The sequence below is a fragment of the Paenibacillus sp. 37 genome (assembly GCF_008386395.1).
Classification (GTDB): domain Bacteria; phylum Bacillota; class Bacilli; order Paenibacillales; family Paenibacillaceae; genus Paenibacillus; species Paenibacillus amylolyticus_B.
In genome coordinates this window covers 917,527-935,343 of record NZ_CP043761.1, presented here as the reverse complement: position 1 = coordinate 935,343, position 17,817 = coordinate 917,527, and the positions used below count along the sequence as shown (strand labels likewise).

Below are 17,817 nucleotides of genomic sequence, written 5' to 3'. Positions count from 1 at the left end.
AGGGCATTCTCTCCTTTCAAAAGATGAAAACAATAATATATTAGGGCTCATGATCCCTATCCTTATTTAAATATTCTACTAAATAGTGTTAACACTATACATTGACACTCCCACCCCTAAAGGGGCAAGATCACTAAAGTGATTGGGATTCTTAGCTAAGCTTAACGTCCTCATTTCATTTCTGCTTTGGACAGATGCTAAGATTAGGGTATGCCATTACCCCTCCTAAGACAGTGCATATAGCATCTTAGGCTGATTGACTGTTACCGCCAATCACAGTTGCGTAGCGAATATTCATCGCCCCAACGATATCACGATGTCTCTTGAATCCACATGGGCACGTATATCTTCTATCTTGCGCCTTGTTCTTTTTTGAACATTCTGGACAGGTTTGACTTGAATATGCAGGGTTCACATATTCCACTTTGATCCCTGCTATGTTTGCTTTGTATTCAATGAATTGTGCCAAACGGTAGAATGACCATGTGTGTAGATTCTTTTCGTTTTTACGACTTGTTCTTGTCGTCTGCCTAATATTCGTTAGTTGCTCTAAGCGAATGACAGAAGTCTTATTTTCGACTGCGAAATTAACGATTTCACGACTGACTTTGTGGTCTTTGTCTTTCATCCATCGTTGTTCTTTATCATTTAACTTGCGAATAGCGTTCACTTTCTTTTGTTTTCCTAGTTTTTGACGAACACTACGAAACTTCCGTTTCTTGTATTTGTTTTCTCGCCCATTCCCAAAGAATCGAGCGTGATCATTATCTGTGATGGCTACGGCAGGGACTTTCAACCCTAAATCAACGCCCAAAATCCGCATACCCGTTTTTTCAGTTATTGGCATGGTGACAGCAATTTGGGCTATCCACTTACCTGAGCTTTTCGTGACACGGAGCGTACCAAGTTTATGCTTCAAAAGGTCAACGTTTCGATGGTCCTTGTCGATGAACAATGCACGAATTTTTAAACGCTTAGATTTTCCCTCTACCATGAATGGAATGGAAATGTGCGTGAAGTCAAGAAAATAGTTTTGGTTATTCCATACGCAAATCGGTTTCTTTAGGGTCGGTATGATTGCGTATTTACTTTTCTTAACTTTGGTAGAGAAGACACTATTCGCATCTTTAATCGCTTGATTTTTTACTGCACTTGGTAGATTAGCAGGAATGTCTTTTGTTGTCTTCTTCAACCTTTTCTTTTCTTCTACCATCTCGGCCACGAGTGTATTAACAACTCGGATATATTCATGACTACTTTGTTGCAATAGTTGGATCTGCTCTTTAGTCGGCAGCAGCTTTACCTTAACTGTTAGGGTCTGAGACAGTTACTTCACCCCCTTGTCTTTTGTTGTTCAACATAACGCTTGATGGTCTCACTTGATACATTTCCAGCGGTAGAAACAAAATAGGAACGTGTCCACAAACTGGGCAAATGCAGAAGGTGTGGAAACTCTTCTCGTAGTTTTTTTGATGTGACTCCTTTTATTTTTGCCATGATATCAGCAGGGCTTAATGTTGGAAGTGCATTGAGAAACATATGTGTATGGTCTTTGTCGCACTCCATGGCAACAATCACAATTTTAAGCTCTGCACATACCTCATGCACCAGTTCCTTGAAGCGCTGTTCTACCTCTAATTTGAGAAATATCTTTCTTCTGTATCGTGGGCAGAACACAAAATGATAGTTCAACAAAGATACGGTTGTGTTTGTTCTTCTATATTCATTCATATCTATATTGTATCAGTTTAATAGATGAATTGAAACAAACTAAAAAAATTAAGAAGGCAGACATTTCGGATACTTGAAGCATCACAATAGTGATACTCCGTATCCGACCTCACTTTCATCCCACATCTAAAGAATTTGGCTTTCTCGTTCGGGGATTCTGTAAGATCCGCAATATATACGTTAATGAAATTGATTCAACTCATAAATAAAATAGACCGCTCCCTGGTTAAGGAATACGGTCTATCGAGTCATCATTCTATGGGGATACCGATTTTGTTAAACCAATTTTGGTGATCACCGTATCATACGGCTCCAATTCCACGGTCTGTTTTCCATGCTCTGTATGGATCGTCGTGGACTGAACCTGATCGCTATTATTGATCACAACCAATATGTTGCTCTCAGGGTAGTAGGCGCACTCGGTGTACAAGTTATCCGTGATGTACTTTGTTTCATGGAATTCATTGCCCGCAAATCGAATCAAATTCAGAAGTAGTCTTGTATTTGCCCAGCTGAATTCGAAGGAAGGCAGGTAGATCCCTTTTCCTTTTCCAAAAGCATGTGTGGACAGTGTGATCTGACCATCCGTTTCACTCACTACAGCTGCTGATCCATCAGTAAGATAAATGTTATTTTTCGGAAGTATGCTAGCCCCCTCAGGCACCAAACCATACTCATCACTAACCTCATACGACCATTTTCCATGGACAACTCTGGCGCCTGTATCCTCATCCACCCCAAGCACGTGGGCCATTCTAAAATAGCTGTCGTACCCATCCATTGCCGAAGGCTGGTTAATGCCAATAAAGGTACCACCCTCATACACCCATTGGGTCAATAAGTCCACAGACTTGTGGTCACTCCAATGCTCTCCACCGCTCCATGCTGAACCTGCAGAGCCGGCATTGATGACGACATCTACATCCTTCAACGCGCCCTGACCAATATCATCAAAATCAATAAACTGCACGTCAACAGGCAACCCGGCTAAGGCCTCATTCACATGAATCAGATCATGCATATGTGTTTCATGAAAATGACCGGACAAGGTCCACGATCTTAACTTGCCCCAGCTATGCAGCACGGCTACCTTTGTCTTGATCTGATAAGGCTTTCCAGCCTGATGCAGCTCTTTCATTTCCCTGAATTCATGGGCAATCTTCTCGATATAATCCACAAAGTCCGGGTAAGGCTCAACCAGATGCAAATATCCACCCAATCCAATCCGGTCAATCGACTCACGCAGCAGCGCACGCCGGATATTAATCCAATATTTCTTCGCATCCAGGGTAGGATCTCCTCCCTCCTTGAAGGTTGGAAGTCCGCCTAAGCCAACCGGGAACAAGTAGGGATGCAATCGAATCTCATGGATATCAGCCTTAACGCCTGAGCACATTCTAGCCTCGTAACCGGAGAACACACATTTGATCATGCCGTCGAATCCAAACTCCTGAAAGCGATCATTGTACGGCTCCATTCCCACCCAGCTGTCATCATAGAAGACATACGCCAGCTTGTTATGTTTGTGCACCATATCAATTAATTTCTTACCGAATTCAATGACAAAATCATTGATAAATGCCATCCAGTCCAGTTTGCGCTGATCCGCAGGCATATGAGTGACCTGATATTTACCACCATTCACAAAGTCCTCGGCTGAGAGTGAGTACCCATATTTCTGAGCGAACAGATCCAAGGCTCTCGAACTTACCGTAAAATCATAGGAACCCCAATCCGAGAACAGATGGCGATTCCGTTCATCACTGCCCCAGATCCAGGCGAAATTATAAAATAGCGATGTAAAACGTACAACCGTTGTTTCCGGATGGTTTTGGCACCAATTTTCCATCCAATCTAGTAGATACGATTGCGTTTCCGTATAGATCGGGTCAATCTGCATCAGATGCTCTTTATCCCAATTATTCGTCGTATGATTGTACATGGAGATCTCTTCCCAGATCCGATAGACCATGAAACTCACCGTGTATTTATGCCAAGGAGCAACACCAGTAATGACAACATTGCCTGATTCCCTTTCATAATTCCACTGTCCTCTAGGTACCTCTTCCCCAGTCGTTCGATCATACACTTGCCAATATTTAAACGCTTCTTTGGAATCATTCACCCTGAATTGTTCAGCGAAGAAATCCTCCATCAGATAGATGGATACATAATCTTGCACAGCGACCTTCGGATTCGTAATGAGAAAACATTGCTGCAGTTTATCCAGATTACGGGATGCCCACTCATTATGATCCCGAATAATGCAAATGGTTGAATAGATGCCATATCCGGCATTGATAATCTCATCGGACAATTTCGTACCGTCACTGTCACGGATTACATCGGCACCCCAGCGATCGGCAAGTTCCAGCGTCAGTGCTTCATAACCGGATTCTCCCGGTAGTGTAAAGGAGCCTTTGGTTGTTTTGGACAATGTGGTTCCCTCCCTATCTCAACATATCGGACAGAAAAGCGAGAGCCAGGCCCTGACCCCAGCCCTGAATCCAGTCTTTTGGAATATTGCGATAGCCATCCCGATCCTTCATTACCGCCGTACCGCCAGATACACCAAGCACACGCCCATCTTCGCTAATGTTGTTCAGGATACCTTCCAGTGCTTTTTGCACATATTTCGTATGCAGTGGATTACCGTTATTGATCATGGCTGCTGCAATACCCGCGGAAGCCGACACCTCTTCATACGATTCTTCGTCATCCAAAACCGTACGCCACAAGCCGTTCTCGGTCTGCACCAGCTTGAGAGCCGCCAACTGATCGCGAAGGGCACACTCTACATCCATACATTGCGGATACAAGTACCAGTCGTTCAATTGCGGTTTCACCTGAGACATGGTATAGGCTCCCCAAGCGTTCGCTCTTCCCCAGTAAAATCCGGACATGTGGTCCTTGTTGATATGGTTATAACCGTGATACCACAGACTGCTGCTCGGATCTTGCAGGTATTTGATATGCCAGTAATACTGATTCAGCGCATCCTGGATCATGGCTTCGTCTTTTAATTTGCTACCTACACGGAGCAGGAAAAATGCCGCCATAAACAAGGTATCCGCCCAAGCCTGTTCCGGAAAATCATTGGAAACGGATACTGTATGCTGAAGCACGTTGTCTCCAAAGCGAAGCGCATGATTCTGGAGATAATCGACTTTGCTGAGAACAATATCCCAATATTTCTGATCCCCGGTTTCTTCATATAAAGTGATGAGCACATGACCCATGGCACATGTATTTACAGTCCAACTTGGCAGACCCAGCTCGATATATTCGTCCGCCCATTTCACCAGCCTGTCCAGTATTTCTTGGTTGCCTGTCGTCTGATAGGCTCTGGATACACCGTAATACGCCACACCGCCGGGCCAATCCCATGTCAGATCCATATCCAGTGTTTTCTTGGTAACGTTCTCGATTACGTGCAGAATCTGTTCTCTGTCATATTTCACTTGAAGCATTGTTATTCCCCTCTCCCTGCGCACACGCCCCCAAGTGCACCCTGAGAGGTGTCCGTCCATTTTTGTAAACGCTTTACTTATTCCATTGTACGCAGTAAAATAGTCTCAATCTAAGCATATTCACAACAAAACTGTGCAATTTCAATCATTTATACATAGGAGTCCTCGAAAATGCCTAAACCGAAGAAACCTGTCATTGAATATCGTCACTATAGCCTGCCCATTGATTTTCCTGTCCTGTTACTCAGTGGAGACCGCTGGAGAATATCCGATATCAAGAGTGAGCATCTTCATTTCCATAACCACATGGAGATTGGCATCTGTTATTCCGATGGAGGAATCATGGAGATTAAGGGAGAATCTGTGCCTTTTCGAGCAGGCGATGTCACGTTCATTCCCCGCTATCTTCCGCATACCACGTACAGTTCACCTAATAACGCCAGCCTGTGGGCGTATATCTTTTTTTCACCGGAAGAACTCTTCCGCCATTCGCTCAAAGCAGCACAAACTCACATTGAACCGAATTTATGGGCGATTCAGGGGACCAATTGCATCCTGAATAAAGAACAACATCCCAAAATTCACATGCTCGCAACATCAGTAGTAGAAGAAATGAAGCAGCAGTCCCCCTACTATCGGGAGAGCGCGTACGGCTTGTTGATGTCTCTATATATCGAACTGCTTCGAATTCATGCGAGCAGCGAGCGCTTGTCATCTCAGGATCAGGAACGGGAACGAGACCTCCAAGGTAACTTGGTCATCTCACCCGTGCTGGAGTTTATCACCAAAAACTATATGATGCCTGTGACCATCGATTACCTCGCTGAACTGTGTCATCTGAGTACAACGCATTTTCGCCGCAAGTTCCATGAAATTATGGGAACCACACCGCTCGATTTTCTGAATAGTACCCGGGTCGAAGAGGCGTGCAAGCGATTAAAAAGCACGGAGGCCTCCGTTCTGTCCATCTCTGAGCAGGTCGGCTTCCGATCCATCTCCAGCTTTAACCGTTGCTTCGCCAAACTGATGGGAGAATCACCCAAAGCCTGGCGCAAAGGGGCACATACGGAAGCACAGTCTGCAAAAGCGTCCATACTGGAATTTACGGGGTGGGTATGAAGGAATTTGTCGAAATATGATTGCACCCCCCAGAGATATTCGCTACAATGCCGATAGAATACAAGAGATTTTGTCCGAAGCTACCAAAGGATTGAACAATCTCTAAAGGAGCAGCATTTCGTGTTATTAAAAATTTCAGGCGTTGTCCTGACGGTTGTAGTCGCTGTTACCGTACTGCTCCTGTCAACGATCAGAGAACCACAATCTGCTGCACTTCATGCCCGTCAAGGTGTTCTGGACCTCTCGGCCTGGGACCCTGAACAAGACGAGCGGATCAAGCTGGACGGGGAGTGGGAGTTTTACTGGGAGCGATTGCTTCCTGACAAATCTGCAACATCGAATCAGGCTGGTCCAACGAAAGCACCCGACACTTATGCAACCGTTCCCGGCTCCTGGAATCGACTTAAAGTGGATGGTGAACGACTGCCAACCCACGGCTTCGCCACGTATCGACTGGTACTGCGTAATACACCTGTTGAAGGAACGCTGGCGATCAAAAAAATGAACATTCGTTTTGCCAGCGAAATCTATATCAATGGCAACAAGCTGCTGGAAGATGGGCATGCCGTGGAGAAATCAGCGGGATATCGACCAGGAAACTCCCCCCAGATTGGCTTTTTCCCTTATCATGGCGGTGACATTGAGATTCTGATCCGGGTGGCTAATTATGATTACACGGACGCTGGCATTCCGGGGCCACTCTTTTTCGGCGAACAAGCAGCCATGCTGAAAAAACATCAAATCAGCACAGCCGTTGAATTCGGCACGCTTGCTGTACTGGCTACCATTTCGATCATATTCCTCATCAGTTACCTGGGGTCTGCGCTCTACCGAAACAGAGACGATTCCCTGCTGCTGCTTGGTCTAATCTGTCTGCTGTATGCACTCTATAACGGCATGATCAGCGAACGTGTGTTATCCATGGCCGGCACGGAAATTTCCTTTAGCACGCTCTATAAATTAAAAGATTTCTGCTCCGTGGCATGTCTGGGTCTGTTAACCTTCTACTTCTACCGATTCAAAACACGCATCCTGTCCGGTATGCTCACGGCGGTGATCCTGATCATCTTCGGAGCTTACTTATGTATGGTCACGCTCCTGCCTATTTCCATCTATGGGCTGGCTGCACCTTACGTCGTCGTTATGTACACGTTGATGCTGCTCTGGTTGCTATATCAATGTGCAAAACAATTCCTAACCAGTGAGAAGGGCGAACGGCTGTCTACTTTTCTGTGGTACGCAGCTCTCTTAAGCATCATGCTGTACTGTCTGGACATTAATCTCTTCTCGATCTCGCTCAAGGAAAATATGAACATCGGACAGGCTTCCATTGTCCTGTTCAGCATCCTGATGCTGTTTCTAGCGGTGCTTCGGTTCTTCGAGGCCTATCGTACGGTCCGTACTCTCAAAGATCAGCTGCTCTTGCTGGACAAAGTGAAGGATGACTTCCTGTCCAATACCTCGCATGAGCTCAAAACACCGCTGAACGCGATTGTCAACATCAGTGAAAGCCTGCTTAAAGGCGCAGAAGGTCCCCTTACCGATGAGCAAGCGCACAATCTGGCGATCGTGACGGGAAGTGGCAGACGATTAACCTATCTGGTCGATGAATTACTGGATTATTCGAAAATGAAACATGGCGACATCCCGCTCCACCGGTCTTCGACCGATCTGTACTCGTTTGTCGAATCGGTCATGCGTATGCACTCCTTCCTGCTTGGCGCGAAAAAGGTGGAGCTTATCAACCGCATCCCGGCGCATTTCCCGCCGATTTATGCAGACGGCAACCGATTGATTCAGATTTTGCATAATCTGATCGGCAATGCAGTTAAGTTCACGGAACATGGCACGGTAAGCGTCAAAGCTGCGGTTGTGCAAGGCAAAGCGGAAATACGCATTGTGGATACCGGCCGTGGTATCGGTACAGACAAGCTGGAACATATCTTCCTGCCGTTCGAGCAGGAAGCAGATTCGGGGCCAGTCGTTGCCGGAGGCACCGGTCTTGGACTGAGCATTACGCGCAAGCTGGTCGAGCTGCACGACGGAACCATTCATGCGGAATCAGCACCCGGCATGGGTGCCACGTTCATCCTGACTTTTCCGCTGGCAGAGAAAAAAGGAGAGAAACGTTCCAACGTCATGCCACTTACCATCGCTCCTACAGGTCCTGGTAATCGGCTACTCCGGTTCGAAGAACCAACGATTGTACAAGGGAATAAAGACGAATGGATCATCGTTGTGGATGACGACTCGGCTAATTTACAGACCATAGTGAATCTCTTGAAGCTGGAGGGTTACAGTTATGTGGTCACTTCACGCTCACCTTCGGTACTGGAGCTGCTGGACAAGCTACCTGCCGTGCATCTCGTCATTGCTGATATCATGATGCCTGACATGTCGGGTTACGAATTGCTGGAACGGATCAGGGAGCGCTTCTCTCCTTCCGAGTTGCCTGTACTCATGCTGACGGCGAGTAATAAAGCTAATCAATTGAAGCTGGCCTTGGAGAAAGGCGCCAATGATTTTGTATCCAAGCCGTTCGAATCGGAGGAACTGGTGGCACGGATCGGTGGTTTGACTCGGATGAAAACATCCGTGCAAGCTGCGCGAGATGCGGAAATATCTTTTTTGCGGTCACAGATGAACCCGCACTTTCTATATAACGCTCTGAACGCCATTGCCGAATTGTGCGTGGATGCGCCGAATCGGGCAGAACAATTGATTTTGCAATTATCGAGTTACTTAAGGCGCAGTGTGCACTTCAAACATCTGGACTCCAAAACCAGCCTGATGAACGAACTGGAGATGATCGAAGCATACGTTGCCATTGAACAGGCACGCTTTGGCTCAAGGCTGGAGGTCATTATCGATGTGGATGCGGATGTGAACCGGAACATGGACATTCCGCCGCTCACGTTACAGCCCCTGATCGAAAACGCAATTCGGCATGGTCTGATGTCCAGCATTCACGGTGGTCGGGTCATGTTGTCCATTCGTAATCTGAATGATACGGAAACACGTTTCACCATCGAGGACAACGGAATTGGCATAACCAAGCAACGGATGGACGAAATTCGGCAATCTACAGACGGCAGTAACGGCGTTGGACTATGGAATATTTCCAGCCGGCTGAACCTGCTGTATGGCAGACACCTTCAGATGGAAAGTCTGGACGGCGAGGGAACGCGGATTACATTTGATCTTCCAAATCAACGTCTAAACACAGATGGGAACGGGGGGTATGAAACATGATGAAAGTCATCATCGTGGATGATGAGGATTTGTCGCTGAAGCGACTGAATCGCATTTTGACAGAAAGTGGAGAAGTTGAAGTATCTCGCGCATTTCACGACCCGGAGGAAGCCTGTGAATATGCAGCAGAGAATAGCTTCGATGCGGCATTTCTGGACATTACGATGCCTCGCATCTCGGGAATGCACCTCATTGGTGAATTACGTAAACATCACCCTTCGCTCCCCATCGTGCTGGTGACCGGATATGAGGAATATGCGGTGCAGGCCTTCGACAAAGAGGTGATCGATTACGTTATTAAACCAGTCACGGCAGAGCGACTGAACCGCAGCATTCAGCGGTTGCAGGAAAAGCTTCACAAGTCCGTGACAACGCCCGAGCCAGCGGTGCCTGAACCGAAACTGAACGTTCGTCTGTTCGGTGAATTCACCGTGTTCGGTGGAGTCGGAGCAGACAGCCCCATCAAGCTTAGAACGCCCAAAACGGAAGAGTTACTCGCATTCTTGCTATATACCAAATCGACTACCCGTGATGCGCTGGCCGATACGTTGTGGAAGGACCTCAGTCCGCAGAAGGCCTGGACGAACATCAATTCCACGCTGTACTATGTGCGACGTGCTATCGGGGATAACAGTGACGTGCCGATCATTCTTAAGGACAGGAATGGTATCCGTATCGACCGGGAAGCGATCAACTGTGATCTGTACGAGTTCGAGGTTTTGTTCCGGCAGATGCGTCAGGCCTCGGTACATCGCCCCGATCTCTTCGAGCGGATGGACACGTTGTATACGGGTGAACTCCTGAAAGGAAGGCATTATGAGTGGGCTTTCGCATGGTCCAGACAGCTGGAACTGGATTTCATTATGACGATGGAAACTGCTGCCCACTATCACGCGAAGGAAGGCGAGCCGCTAAGGGCGCTGTATTATTTTGAACGTATCCTCCAGATTGACTCGATTCGGGAAGATATCCATCGCGAGATCATCCTGCTGTATCTGTCCCTCGGACGAAGAACCGAAGCGCAGCGCCAATATCTTGTTCTGGAGGAATTGCTCAGAGAGGAGCTCGACTCCAGTCCGGCAGCAGATATCAAACAACTGTTGCGACAATCATGAAACAGCAAAACAGCCCATGCCTTGGCATACTGATCTGCTCCCATCGTAGTCTTCTACGGTCTACTATGACAGGGAGCAGTTCAGTGTTGCTTTAGGCTTGGGCTTTTTGCAATAGATGGACGTTTATCCGTCCTTGTCCGATGATTTTACATCATCATGGTCTATAATCAATCACTCATTTATAAGTTTTTCTGTGTTAAGGGTAAAGCCTTCAATCACAACATCTTCGTCCACTTCAATCATGATGCAACGTCTGCCTTGATAGTTCACCTGTTTCACATATCTCAGGTCTTGCGGGCTAACCGAAATCGTAGCAACCTTGGTTTCGATCTTAATGGATTTGGACGTAAACTTCGGCATAACACTGGTCGCCTTCATCTCATAGTTCTTGTTGTCAACGATCGTTTCGAAGGCACGTTCTACTTTCTCCGTTGTCAGATCCTCTATACCACTTGCGGTCAGTACACGTTCCAGATCTTTATAATCCAGCTTCGGAGGTTCTTCCTCATGGGACTCTTCGTTAATCTCGATGACTCGGTTGATCTCCTCGTATACATGTGCAATGGTGGCTGAATCGAGCTGTTCACCGGCCACTTCCTTGACGATATCTTCGAAGATCGCCCGTTCTTCCAGTGCGGTTACGGATCTTTCTCCATTCAATACATTTTCAACAAAATGCGGATCCGGGAAATTGGATTTCCCTGTACAATATAGTACACGATTCACATCGGAGTAGTTGTCCGTCACGCTAGGGTACAAGAATCCTTGCTCTGGCGTGCTTAATTTGATAATCGGATCGACAATAATGTTGTATTTGAATTCTCTCTCCACGTAATCAAACAAGAGTGTCTTCCGCTGTTTCTCCGTGGAATTTACGCTGCACAGAATGAACGGATGGGCGAACACCTCATTCTTCTCACTCTCTTCCGTGGCTTCGTTTCTAGCCTTGGTCGGCAGATAATACTGTCCACGCACAAACGTAGCTACCATGTCCCGCTCAAACTTCGTATCCACCAACATTCGATCCACGAGCAGCAGCATCAGATCCTGCCATTCATCCGGATCACCTGTTACCAGAGCCTGGTGAAGCAATACCTGTGCCGGGTCCTCCGCCGCTTCCTGGAACTTCAACTCAAACAACTTCTGATCCAAATCACCTGTCAGCAATTTTTTGAAATTGCCCATGTACAGCTCCTGCTTCTCTCTGTCCACCAGTTCGAACGGATGACGCTCCCAGTGATAGACCTCATTCGTTTCCTTCGTAATATACACGTTGAGAATATCGTAAATATTCAGTAGATCGTGATCGAGTTTAAATTGCTTGCGTATGTGCGCGACTTCTTTTTTATTCATGATTCGTTAGACAACTCCCACAATATATAATTTTATCTGCGTGCAGCTCTATATCCTAAAAGCCAGTGCTCCCTTGGAAGTTTTCATCTGAGCAGTAGGTCACAAATGGGCGCAGCTATGGAGTAGCTGGATCAAGCCGTTTTTGCTCTCCATTTCTGTACTCTCAGTGAGAAATTATATCATATAATGATGACGATTAATGAGAAACAATCTATGGTATTTCCCCCTTACTATCGCAGACCATTTTTGAATATGGAAAATAGCTCGCCGTATGAGAGGCACGAATGAGATTTAAAAGAAAACAGAAAGACGCAACAGGAATGACTCCCGTGCGCCTTTTTTCGTTGTTTAACGATTCTTAAATAATTAATTACTGCTCAGCAATATATCCGTATTCAACAGGGGTGCTCTGCTGGAAGAAACTTTCCTTGTTTCCCGCAGAAACAGTAATCCCATGAACAAGGACACTCCGCCAATAATAATCAGCAATGCCCCCAACTCCTGACTGTAGGCTGTCAGCGTCCCGTCCCTAAACGCCATTCCACGAATCAGACGGTTAAGCCAGTTCATGGGTAATGCCCATGCGAACATTTGGAACGGTTCTGGGAACGCCAGCGGCGTTAATTGAATTCCCGTAGCCAGAAAGGAGGGATACAATACCAAGCTGGTTCGAAGGCTTACTTTCGACATATCTTTGGCAGTGTATCCAATCAGCATACCCATGAGTGACAAGGCAAAAGCATAAACAACTAACGGAATGATAAAAAGATAAGCCTCTGCTTCAAACCGCATTCCCCCCACCTGTTTTAACAATCCATAGGATAGAAGCAGTGAAAGTGAACTCAACGCAGCGTAAGGTACACTCCGAACCCATAGTTGAAAAGGTGACTTTCCGTTGGCAAACAGTTTCCCTTCCTGACGAAGCCGAGGTACAATCGATCCCGCTGCACTTGTTGTAATCATCAATACTACGATATTTACAAATCCAAGCACCATAAAACCGACATAACTGGAGGTTGGATTAAACAGCATCCGCTGCTGAAGGGATAACGGTGACACGATTCCTTTAGCTGTCTCGGTATCCATCCCTTTTTGGATCAGACGTGTCATGGAAAGGGTCATATTTTCCGTCTGGATGATCTCCTGAATCGCAGTGCGAATACCAGTCAACCCCGAGGGCATCGTGTTATCCATCAAGATACCTATATTCGTCGATTTCCCTTGTTGTTGACGCAATCCCAACTGATTGGGAAGCATAATGATCGCTACAGCCTGCTCGTTGGCAAGTAATGTTTCAGGACTCATTCGGCTCGCATATACGCTCTTGACGCTCATGTATTGTGACGCATTTATTTTGGAGATCAATTGCCGTGAATATTCGCTATGATCCTCATCAATGACCACAACTGGTGATTTATTGAGTTGATTCTGCGAGAACATTAATCCAAAAAATAAGGCTGCAATCATTGGCCCAATAAAAATTAGCCGTATATACTTACTTCCTATGACGTACTTCCACTCGTCAATCAGTGATTTCATCAAGTTTCACCTCTGCTGTCATCCCCGGAAGCAATTCAGTATTCGAATCCATCGATATCCGGACCAAAAACATACTCAAATCGGCTTGCCCTTTTTCCCGGGACATCCGCAAATTTGCGAACTGAGGAGCAGTTGAGATGGAAGTGACGCTCCCCTTCACCTGCGTTGGCTGATCCAAATATGGAAAATGAACATCAATGCTTTGATTCACTGCAAGCTGTTGAATTTCACTTTCCTGTATGTAAAGGTCGGTGTAATACGTATTCTTTTGCACAACTGCTAGCGAAACTCCTCCTTGTACTTGATCTCCCTTACTCACAGCGACTCGGTCAACCAATCCGTCATACGGTGCGAGTACATCCACATCTCCCTCCCCGGCTGATTTCACTTTGAAAAGAACCTCTCCCTCTTTCACAGAGTCCCCCGTAGATGCACCAACCTCTGCAATCGTCCCGGGACTATTCTGATAATATAAAGTCGTTTGCTCTGACTCAAGTATGCCTTGTTTCCGGCTCTCGGCCTGACTTACAGCATCCTTCCCTTTAACCGTAAGAAGTGAACCTCCAATAATAACCACCATCGCAATTCCGATATACAAACCTGCTTTTATCTTCATTCTTATATCTCTCCCATTCCCAATCCTCGTGTATGGTTAAATTTGCTGACTATTTTTGCTTTTTAATTTTGGTGACCGCATTCTCGGCTGCCTCCATGATCACTTCTCCCAAAGTCGGATGAGGATGAATCGTCATGGCCAGATCTTCCACGGTTGCCCCCATCTCAATTGCGAGTGCGAGCTCCGATATCAGTGTGGATGCCTCCACGCCTACGATTTGCGCACCAATGACAATTCCTGTGGTCGGGTCTGCCACTATTTTCACAAATCCTTCGGGTTCTCTTAATGCCAATGCTCTTCCGTTAATCCCGAAAGAAGATTTCCCAATAACCACCGGAACGGCCTGTGCATTGGCTTCCGTCTCACTTACCCCAACACTGGATATCTCCGGATCAGAAAACACGACAAGCGGAATTACCTTGTAATCCACTTTGGAGGTAAGACCAGCAATGGCTTCTGCAGCTACTTTGGCTTCATAGGATGCCTTGTGGGCAAGTGCCGGACCGGCTGTAATATCTCCAATAGCGTAAATGTGAGGGATAACCGTTCTGCACTGTTCATCCGTCTCAACCAGTCCTTTGTTCGTTACGAGCACACCTATGCGTTCCAGTCCTAACTGGCCGTCTGTATTGGGTTTTCTGCCGATTGTAACCAGTACATATTCTGCTGTAACTTGTTGCTGCTCCTGATTTTTTGAATAATGCAGTGTAACGGAATCCGCATTGTGCTCCACCTTTTCGGCAATCGCTCCGTTTACGATCTGGATGCCGTCCGCCTTCAATTGTTTGACTACAGGGGCTGCAAGTTCCCCCTCGAATCCAGGCAATACTTGTGCGCCTCCCTCCAGAATCGTTACCTTGGTTCCGAATTTGGCATACATCTGTCCAAGCTCCACCCCAATATAACCTCCGCCGATCACAATCAGACTACTCGGAACCTCCTGTAGAGATAATGCTTCAGTGGAAGATAAGATGCGACCTCCAACTGGAAATGCTGGCAATTCAATTGGACGAGACCCCGTTGCCAGTATGAGATTTTTAAAAGAAATGCTTTGCTCCTGCCCAGCTTGCTGGATCATGGCTGTGTGCTCATCCACCAGACTGGCCTCTCCTTCCAGAATGTTAACACCCGCAGTCTTTAACAAATAGTGGACGCCACCTGCCTGTTTATCCACAACCCCCTGTTTAAAATCCTGAGCAGTCTTAAATGTCGCTGCCGCGTCAGCTTGATTGAACTGTCTGAACCAATCATAGCGATGCGATTCCGCAATTAAAGCTTTGGATGGTATGCAACCCACATGTGTACAGACCCCGCCGAGCTGTTTACGTTCAACAATCGCCGTTTTCATCCCCAACTGCGAAGAACGAAGCGCCGCCACATAACCACCTGGACCTGATCCAATAACTAACGTATCCACAGATTTAAGCTTGCTCATATTCTGATACCTCCCGATTTGAAGTCAATTTAAAATATGATGACCGTAATATATTATAATCATCATATTTTAAAATCGTCAACAACCGTATTTTATCCGTTTGTAAAGCAACAGATATTCAGTCGCCAAATTGACAGGCTTTATTATGATGACTATAATATTTTAAAAAGTATAATGATGAAACTATGGAGTGAATGATCATGCCCTATCCTAAAGGACATAAGATAAAAGTACGAGGTAAGATTGTTGAAAGTGCGGCTCGAGCTTTTCGCACCAATGGTATCCAGGAAGTGAGTGTCCCGTTTATTATGAAGGGAGCTGGATTAACTCACGGAGGGTTCTATTCACATTTTGACAACAAGGAACAATTGGTTGCCGAAGCCTGTGAATATGCCATTAGTGATACCATTACACTTCTAAAGAACGTGGCTGATCAGGAAGAGCAGAATTCCAAAATTAATAAAGTAATCGATTATTATTTGAGTCCGTATCACCGCGACCAAACGGAAATGAGCTGTATTTTCCCCGCCCTTTCCAGCGAAATATCCCGTTCGTCCGAAGAAATTCGGCAGGTGTTCACCCATGAATTAGAGCGGATGATCACTTTTATCTCCAATCTGGCTGAGATCGATATGTCCAGCGGTCGTGCACTGTTCAGTACAATGGTTGGTTCGCTTGTACTTGCACGCTCTGTTAGTGATCCTGAGCTTAGCGACAGCTTTCTCTCGGCGGGCAGACAGCAAGCCAAAGAAATGGTTAAAAGAAAAGATATGTAAGGGTTTCTTGTTTTTATACAATAAGTAGATTTGATGTTGCTATATCAAGTTAAAAACACAAATAGACCGCTCACCCTGGCAAAGGTTGCGGTCTACTTGATCGTGTATCCTCTTGTTAAGCCCACCGCCCTTAAAAGCGGCTATTGCGTCAGAGTGTCGTGTTAGCGCACGGCTTTCTTTGCATGATAAGCTGTTTCCGTCCCCATTTTAACATGGAGATTGTGGATTTCAATCCCACGATAATCATATGTTCCGTATGTTAAAACTGACGCTACGGCAAAAATTTCAGCATCTTACATATTTACGCTTGAAGCCCGTTCGCCCTTTATCCACTGCCTTTTGGATATTCTCAGAGGCATTCAGCAGCTTGCTCTTGGGCATGTCCTTGTTCACTTCGACAGGTCCCACAGCCTTGGCTGTCTCCACTGCCTGATCGTGCAACGGTTGATAGGATGTCGCGACTGTATACAGGAAGTTGTTCATCGAATATTTCGTTCGTTCCGGAGAGTCGTGAATCGTCTTTTTCACCTGTTCCAGCATCTCCATCAGTTTATTCTCCGAAAATTCAGCATCCTTTCGACTGCCGAGCAACCAACAGTAACAGCTCCATCCTGCTGACATTTTCAATTCATCTCCGCTGGCGATCCACTTATCCGAAACTTCTTGAGCAATATCCGTCTCCGCCAGCGTAACGGCAACGATGAAGTCAGAGATCATGTAAAAATAAGCAGCGTCAATCCAACGGTCGAAATCATCTTCTGTCATCGCTTGAGGATCGGCTATCACGCCTGCAAAGTACATCGCATCATAATTCCCCGTTGCATATAGTTGCTCCGCCAAAGGTTGATCCTTTTTGATTCGCTTCGCCATTGGTTTCATCGCCCCGGTTGCCACGCCAAATAACGGTTCATGCGCACCATTGGAAATATAGATTTTTTTCGTTCGTTCTTTGCCCAACGCTTCAAGCTCCTGCATTACTTCATCTAGATTCATTTGGCAACACTCCCAATCCTATAAATTAGTATCTGATCATATCAAACAGACACTTATGTTTAACGAAAAACCGATGCAAAATCGTACATTATCCAATTCGAACTATTCTGCCATATGCAAAATCATTCCGGCGAGATTATTACCATTCACATGAGGGATTCCCTAATGGGGTATTTTTCCTAAAAAAACTGAATACTATTCAAATTTCCCTGTTGCTCTGACAACCTGTTCGAGCATTATCACCGATCATAACATCTACACCATTGTTTCGCACAGATCCCTGAAAAGATAGATATAACTTCTTCGCAGACAGACATTTTTCCTTTCTTATGCTTTTACCGGCAACTTCTGAATACCTGCCGAGAGCCTGATTGGAAGAGCTAATTCCCCCAGCACAAGCAGAGCAACATCTGTCCAT

General features: G+C 46.0%; 13 protein-coding genes. 4 read left to right on the top strand and 9 right to left on the bottom strand.

Features of this window, described 5'->3' with window-relative positions; translation table 11 throughout:
* Positions 1–247 precede the first annotated feature (247 nt).
* The 4 genes from F0220_RS04265 to F0220_RS04250 all read right to left on the bottom strand — a co-directional run bounded on the left by F0220_RS04265 (position 248) and on the right by F0220_RS04250 (position 5,201).
* Positions 248–1,327, bottom strand: coding sequence for an RNA-guided endonuclease InsQ/TnpB family protein (locus tag F0220_RS04265; protein ID WP_149846279.1), 1,080 nt, complete (start codon positions 1,325–1,327; stop codon positions 248–250).
* A 5-nt stretch (positions 1,328–1,332) separates the two neighbouring features.
* The gene (gene tnpA, locus F0220_RS04260) at positions 1,333–1,731 is read right to left on the bottom strand and encodes an IS200/IS605 family transposase (RefSeq protein WP_047840510.1); all 399 of its coding nucleotides are present in this window, start codon (positions 1,729–1,731) and stop codon (positions 1,333–1,335) included.
* Positions 1,732–1,987: 256 nt separating this feature from the next.
* Positions 1,988–4,168, bottom strand: a complete 2,181-nt coding sequence (gene gnpA / locus F0220_RS04255) for a 1,3-beta-galactosyl-N-acetylhexosamine phosphorylase (RefSeq protein ID WP_105602115.1) — start codon at positions 4,166–4,168, stop codon at positions 1,988–1,990.
* Positions 4,169–4,181: 13 nt separating this feature from the next.
* Positions 4,182–5,201 carry a glycoside hydrolase family 88/105 protein gene (locus F0220_RS04250; RefSeq protein ID WP_091019710.1) on the bottom strand — a complete coding sequence of 340 codons (1,020 nt, stop codon included), beginning with the start codon at positions 5,199–5,201 and terminating at the stop codon, positions 4,182–4,184.
* Between the two features lie 171 nt (positions 5,202–5,372).
* On the opposite strand from F0220_RS04250, the gene F0220_RS04245 reads away from it, so the two are divergent.
* From F0220_RS04245 to F0220_RS04235, 3 genes are all read left to right on the top strand, one after another.
* Positions 5,373–6,320 (top strand): AraC family transcriptional regulator, encoded by a 948-nt coding sequence (locus F0220_RS04245; protein ID WP_100526364.1) that lies wholly within the window; start codon positions 5,373–5,375, stop codon positions 6,318–6,320.
* 120 nt (positions 6,321–6,440) lie between these two features.
* Positions 6,441–9,572 (top strand): ATP-binding protein, encoded by a 3,132-nt coding sequence (locus tag F0220_RS04240; protein WP_149846278.1) that lies wholly within the window; start codon positions 6,441–6,443, stop codon positions 9,570–9,572.
* On the top strand, positions 9,569–10,687 hold the full coding sequence (locus F0220_RS04235) for a response regulator (RefSeq protein WP_105602112.1): 1,119 nt from the start codon (positions 9,569–9,571) through the stop codon (positions 10,685–10,687). The genes F0220_RS04240 and F0220_RS04235 overlap by 4 nt, the downstream gene beginning before the upstream one ends.
* A 171-nt stretch (positions 10,688–10,858) precedes the next feature.
* Here the strand turns inward: F0220_RS04235 and F0220_RS04230 are convergent, their stop codons facing one another.
* The 4 genes from F0220_RS04230 to lpdA all read right to left on the bottom strand — a co-directional run bounded on the left by F0220_RS04230 (position 10,859) and on the right by lpdA (position 15,630).
* Positions 10,859–12,040, bottom strand: coding sequence for a DUF4317 domain-containing protein (locus F0220_RS04230; protein WP_036668338.1), 1,182 nt, complete (start codon positions 12,038–12,040; stop codon positions 10,859–10,861).
* A gap of 366 nt (positions 12,041–12,406) precedes the next feature.
* A complete protein-coding gene (locus F0220_RS04225; RefSeq protein ID WP_105602110.1) occupies positions 12,407–13,579 on the bottom strand; it encodes an ABC transporter permease in 1,173 nt (390 codons plus the stop codon).
* Complete coding sequence (locus F0220_RS04220) at positions 13,563–14,195, bottom strand: biotin/lipoyl-containing protein (protein ID WP_091019724.1); 633 nt, start codon at positions 14,193–14,195, stop codon at positions 13,563–13,565. The genes F0220_RS04225 and F0220_RS04220 overlap by 17 nt, the downstream gene beginning before the upstream one ends.
* Positions 14,196–14,244: 49 nt before the next feature.
* Positions 14,245–15,630 (bottom strand): dihydrolipoyl dehydrogenase, encoded by a 1,386-nt coding sequence (lpdA, locus tag F0220_RS04215; RefSeq protein WP_105602109.1) that lies wholly within the window; start codon positions 15,628–15,630, stop codon positions 14,245–14,247.
* A gap of 200 nt (positions 15,631–15,830) precedes the next feature.
* Here lpdA and F0220_RS04210 point away from each other — a divergent pair, with 200 nt between their 5' ends.
* A complete protein-coding gene (locus F0220_RS04210) occupies positions 15,831–16,406 on the top strand; it encodes a TetR/AcrR family transcriptional regulator (RefSeq protein ID WP_091019728.1) in 576 nt (191 codons plus the stop codon).
* Between the two features lie 285 nt (positions 16,407–16,691).
* On the opposite strand, the gene F0220_RS04205 is transcribed toward F0220_RS04210, so the two are convergent.
* Positions 16,692–17,399 (bottom strand): DNA alkylation repair protein, encoded by a 708-nt coding sequence (locus F0220_RS04205; RefSeq protein ID WP_105602107.1) that lies wholly within the window; start codon positions 17,397–17,399, stop codon positions 16,692–16,694.
* Positions 17,400–17,817: the final 418 nt, after the last annotated feature.

Excerpts from the sequence above, each read along its gene's own strand:
- lpdA (WP_105602109.1), bottom strand. The coding sequence starts at position 15,630 with ATGAGCAAGCTTAAATCTGTGGATACGTTAGTTATTGGATCAGGTCCA.
- F0220_RS04230 (WP_036668338.1), bottom strand. The coding sequence starts at position 12,040 with ATGAATAAAAAAGAAGTCGCGCACATACGCAAGCAATTTAAACTCGAT.
- F0220_RS04225 (WP_105602110.1), bottom strand. The coding sequence starts at position 13,579 with ATGAAATCACTGATTGACGAGTGGAAGTACGTCATAGGAAGTAAGTAT.
- F0220_RS04250 (WP_091019710.1), bottom strand. The coding sequence starts at position 5,201 with ATGCTTCAAGTGAAATATGACAGAGAACAGATTCTGCACGTAATCGAG.
- F0220_RS04210 (WP_091019728.1), top strand. The coding sequence starts at position 15,831 with ATGCCCTATCCTAAAGGACATAAGATAAAAGTACGAGGTAAGATTGTT.
- F0220_RS04205 (WP_105602107.1), bottom strand. The coding sequence starts at position 17,399 with ATGAATCTAGATGAAGTAATGCAGGAGCTTGAAGCGTTGGGCAAAGAA.
- F0220_RS04245 (WP_100526364.1), top strand. The coding sequence starts at position 5,373 with ATGCCTAAACCGAAGAAACCTGTCATTGAATATCGTCACTATAGCCTG.
- tnpA (WP_047840510.1), bottom strand. The coding sequence starts at position 1,731 with ATGAATGAATATAGAAGAACAAACACAACCGTATCTTTGTTGAACTAT.
- F0220_RS04220 (WP_091019724.1), bottom strand. The coding sequence starts at position 14,195 with ATGAAGATAAAAGCAGGTTTGTATATCGGAATTGCGATGGTGGTTATT.
- F0220_RS04235 (WP_105602112.1), top strand. The coding sequence starts at position 9,569 with ATGATGAAAGTCATCATCGTGGATGATGAGGATTTGTCGCTGAAGCGA.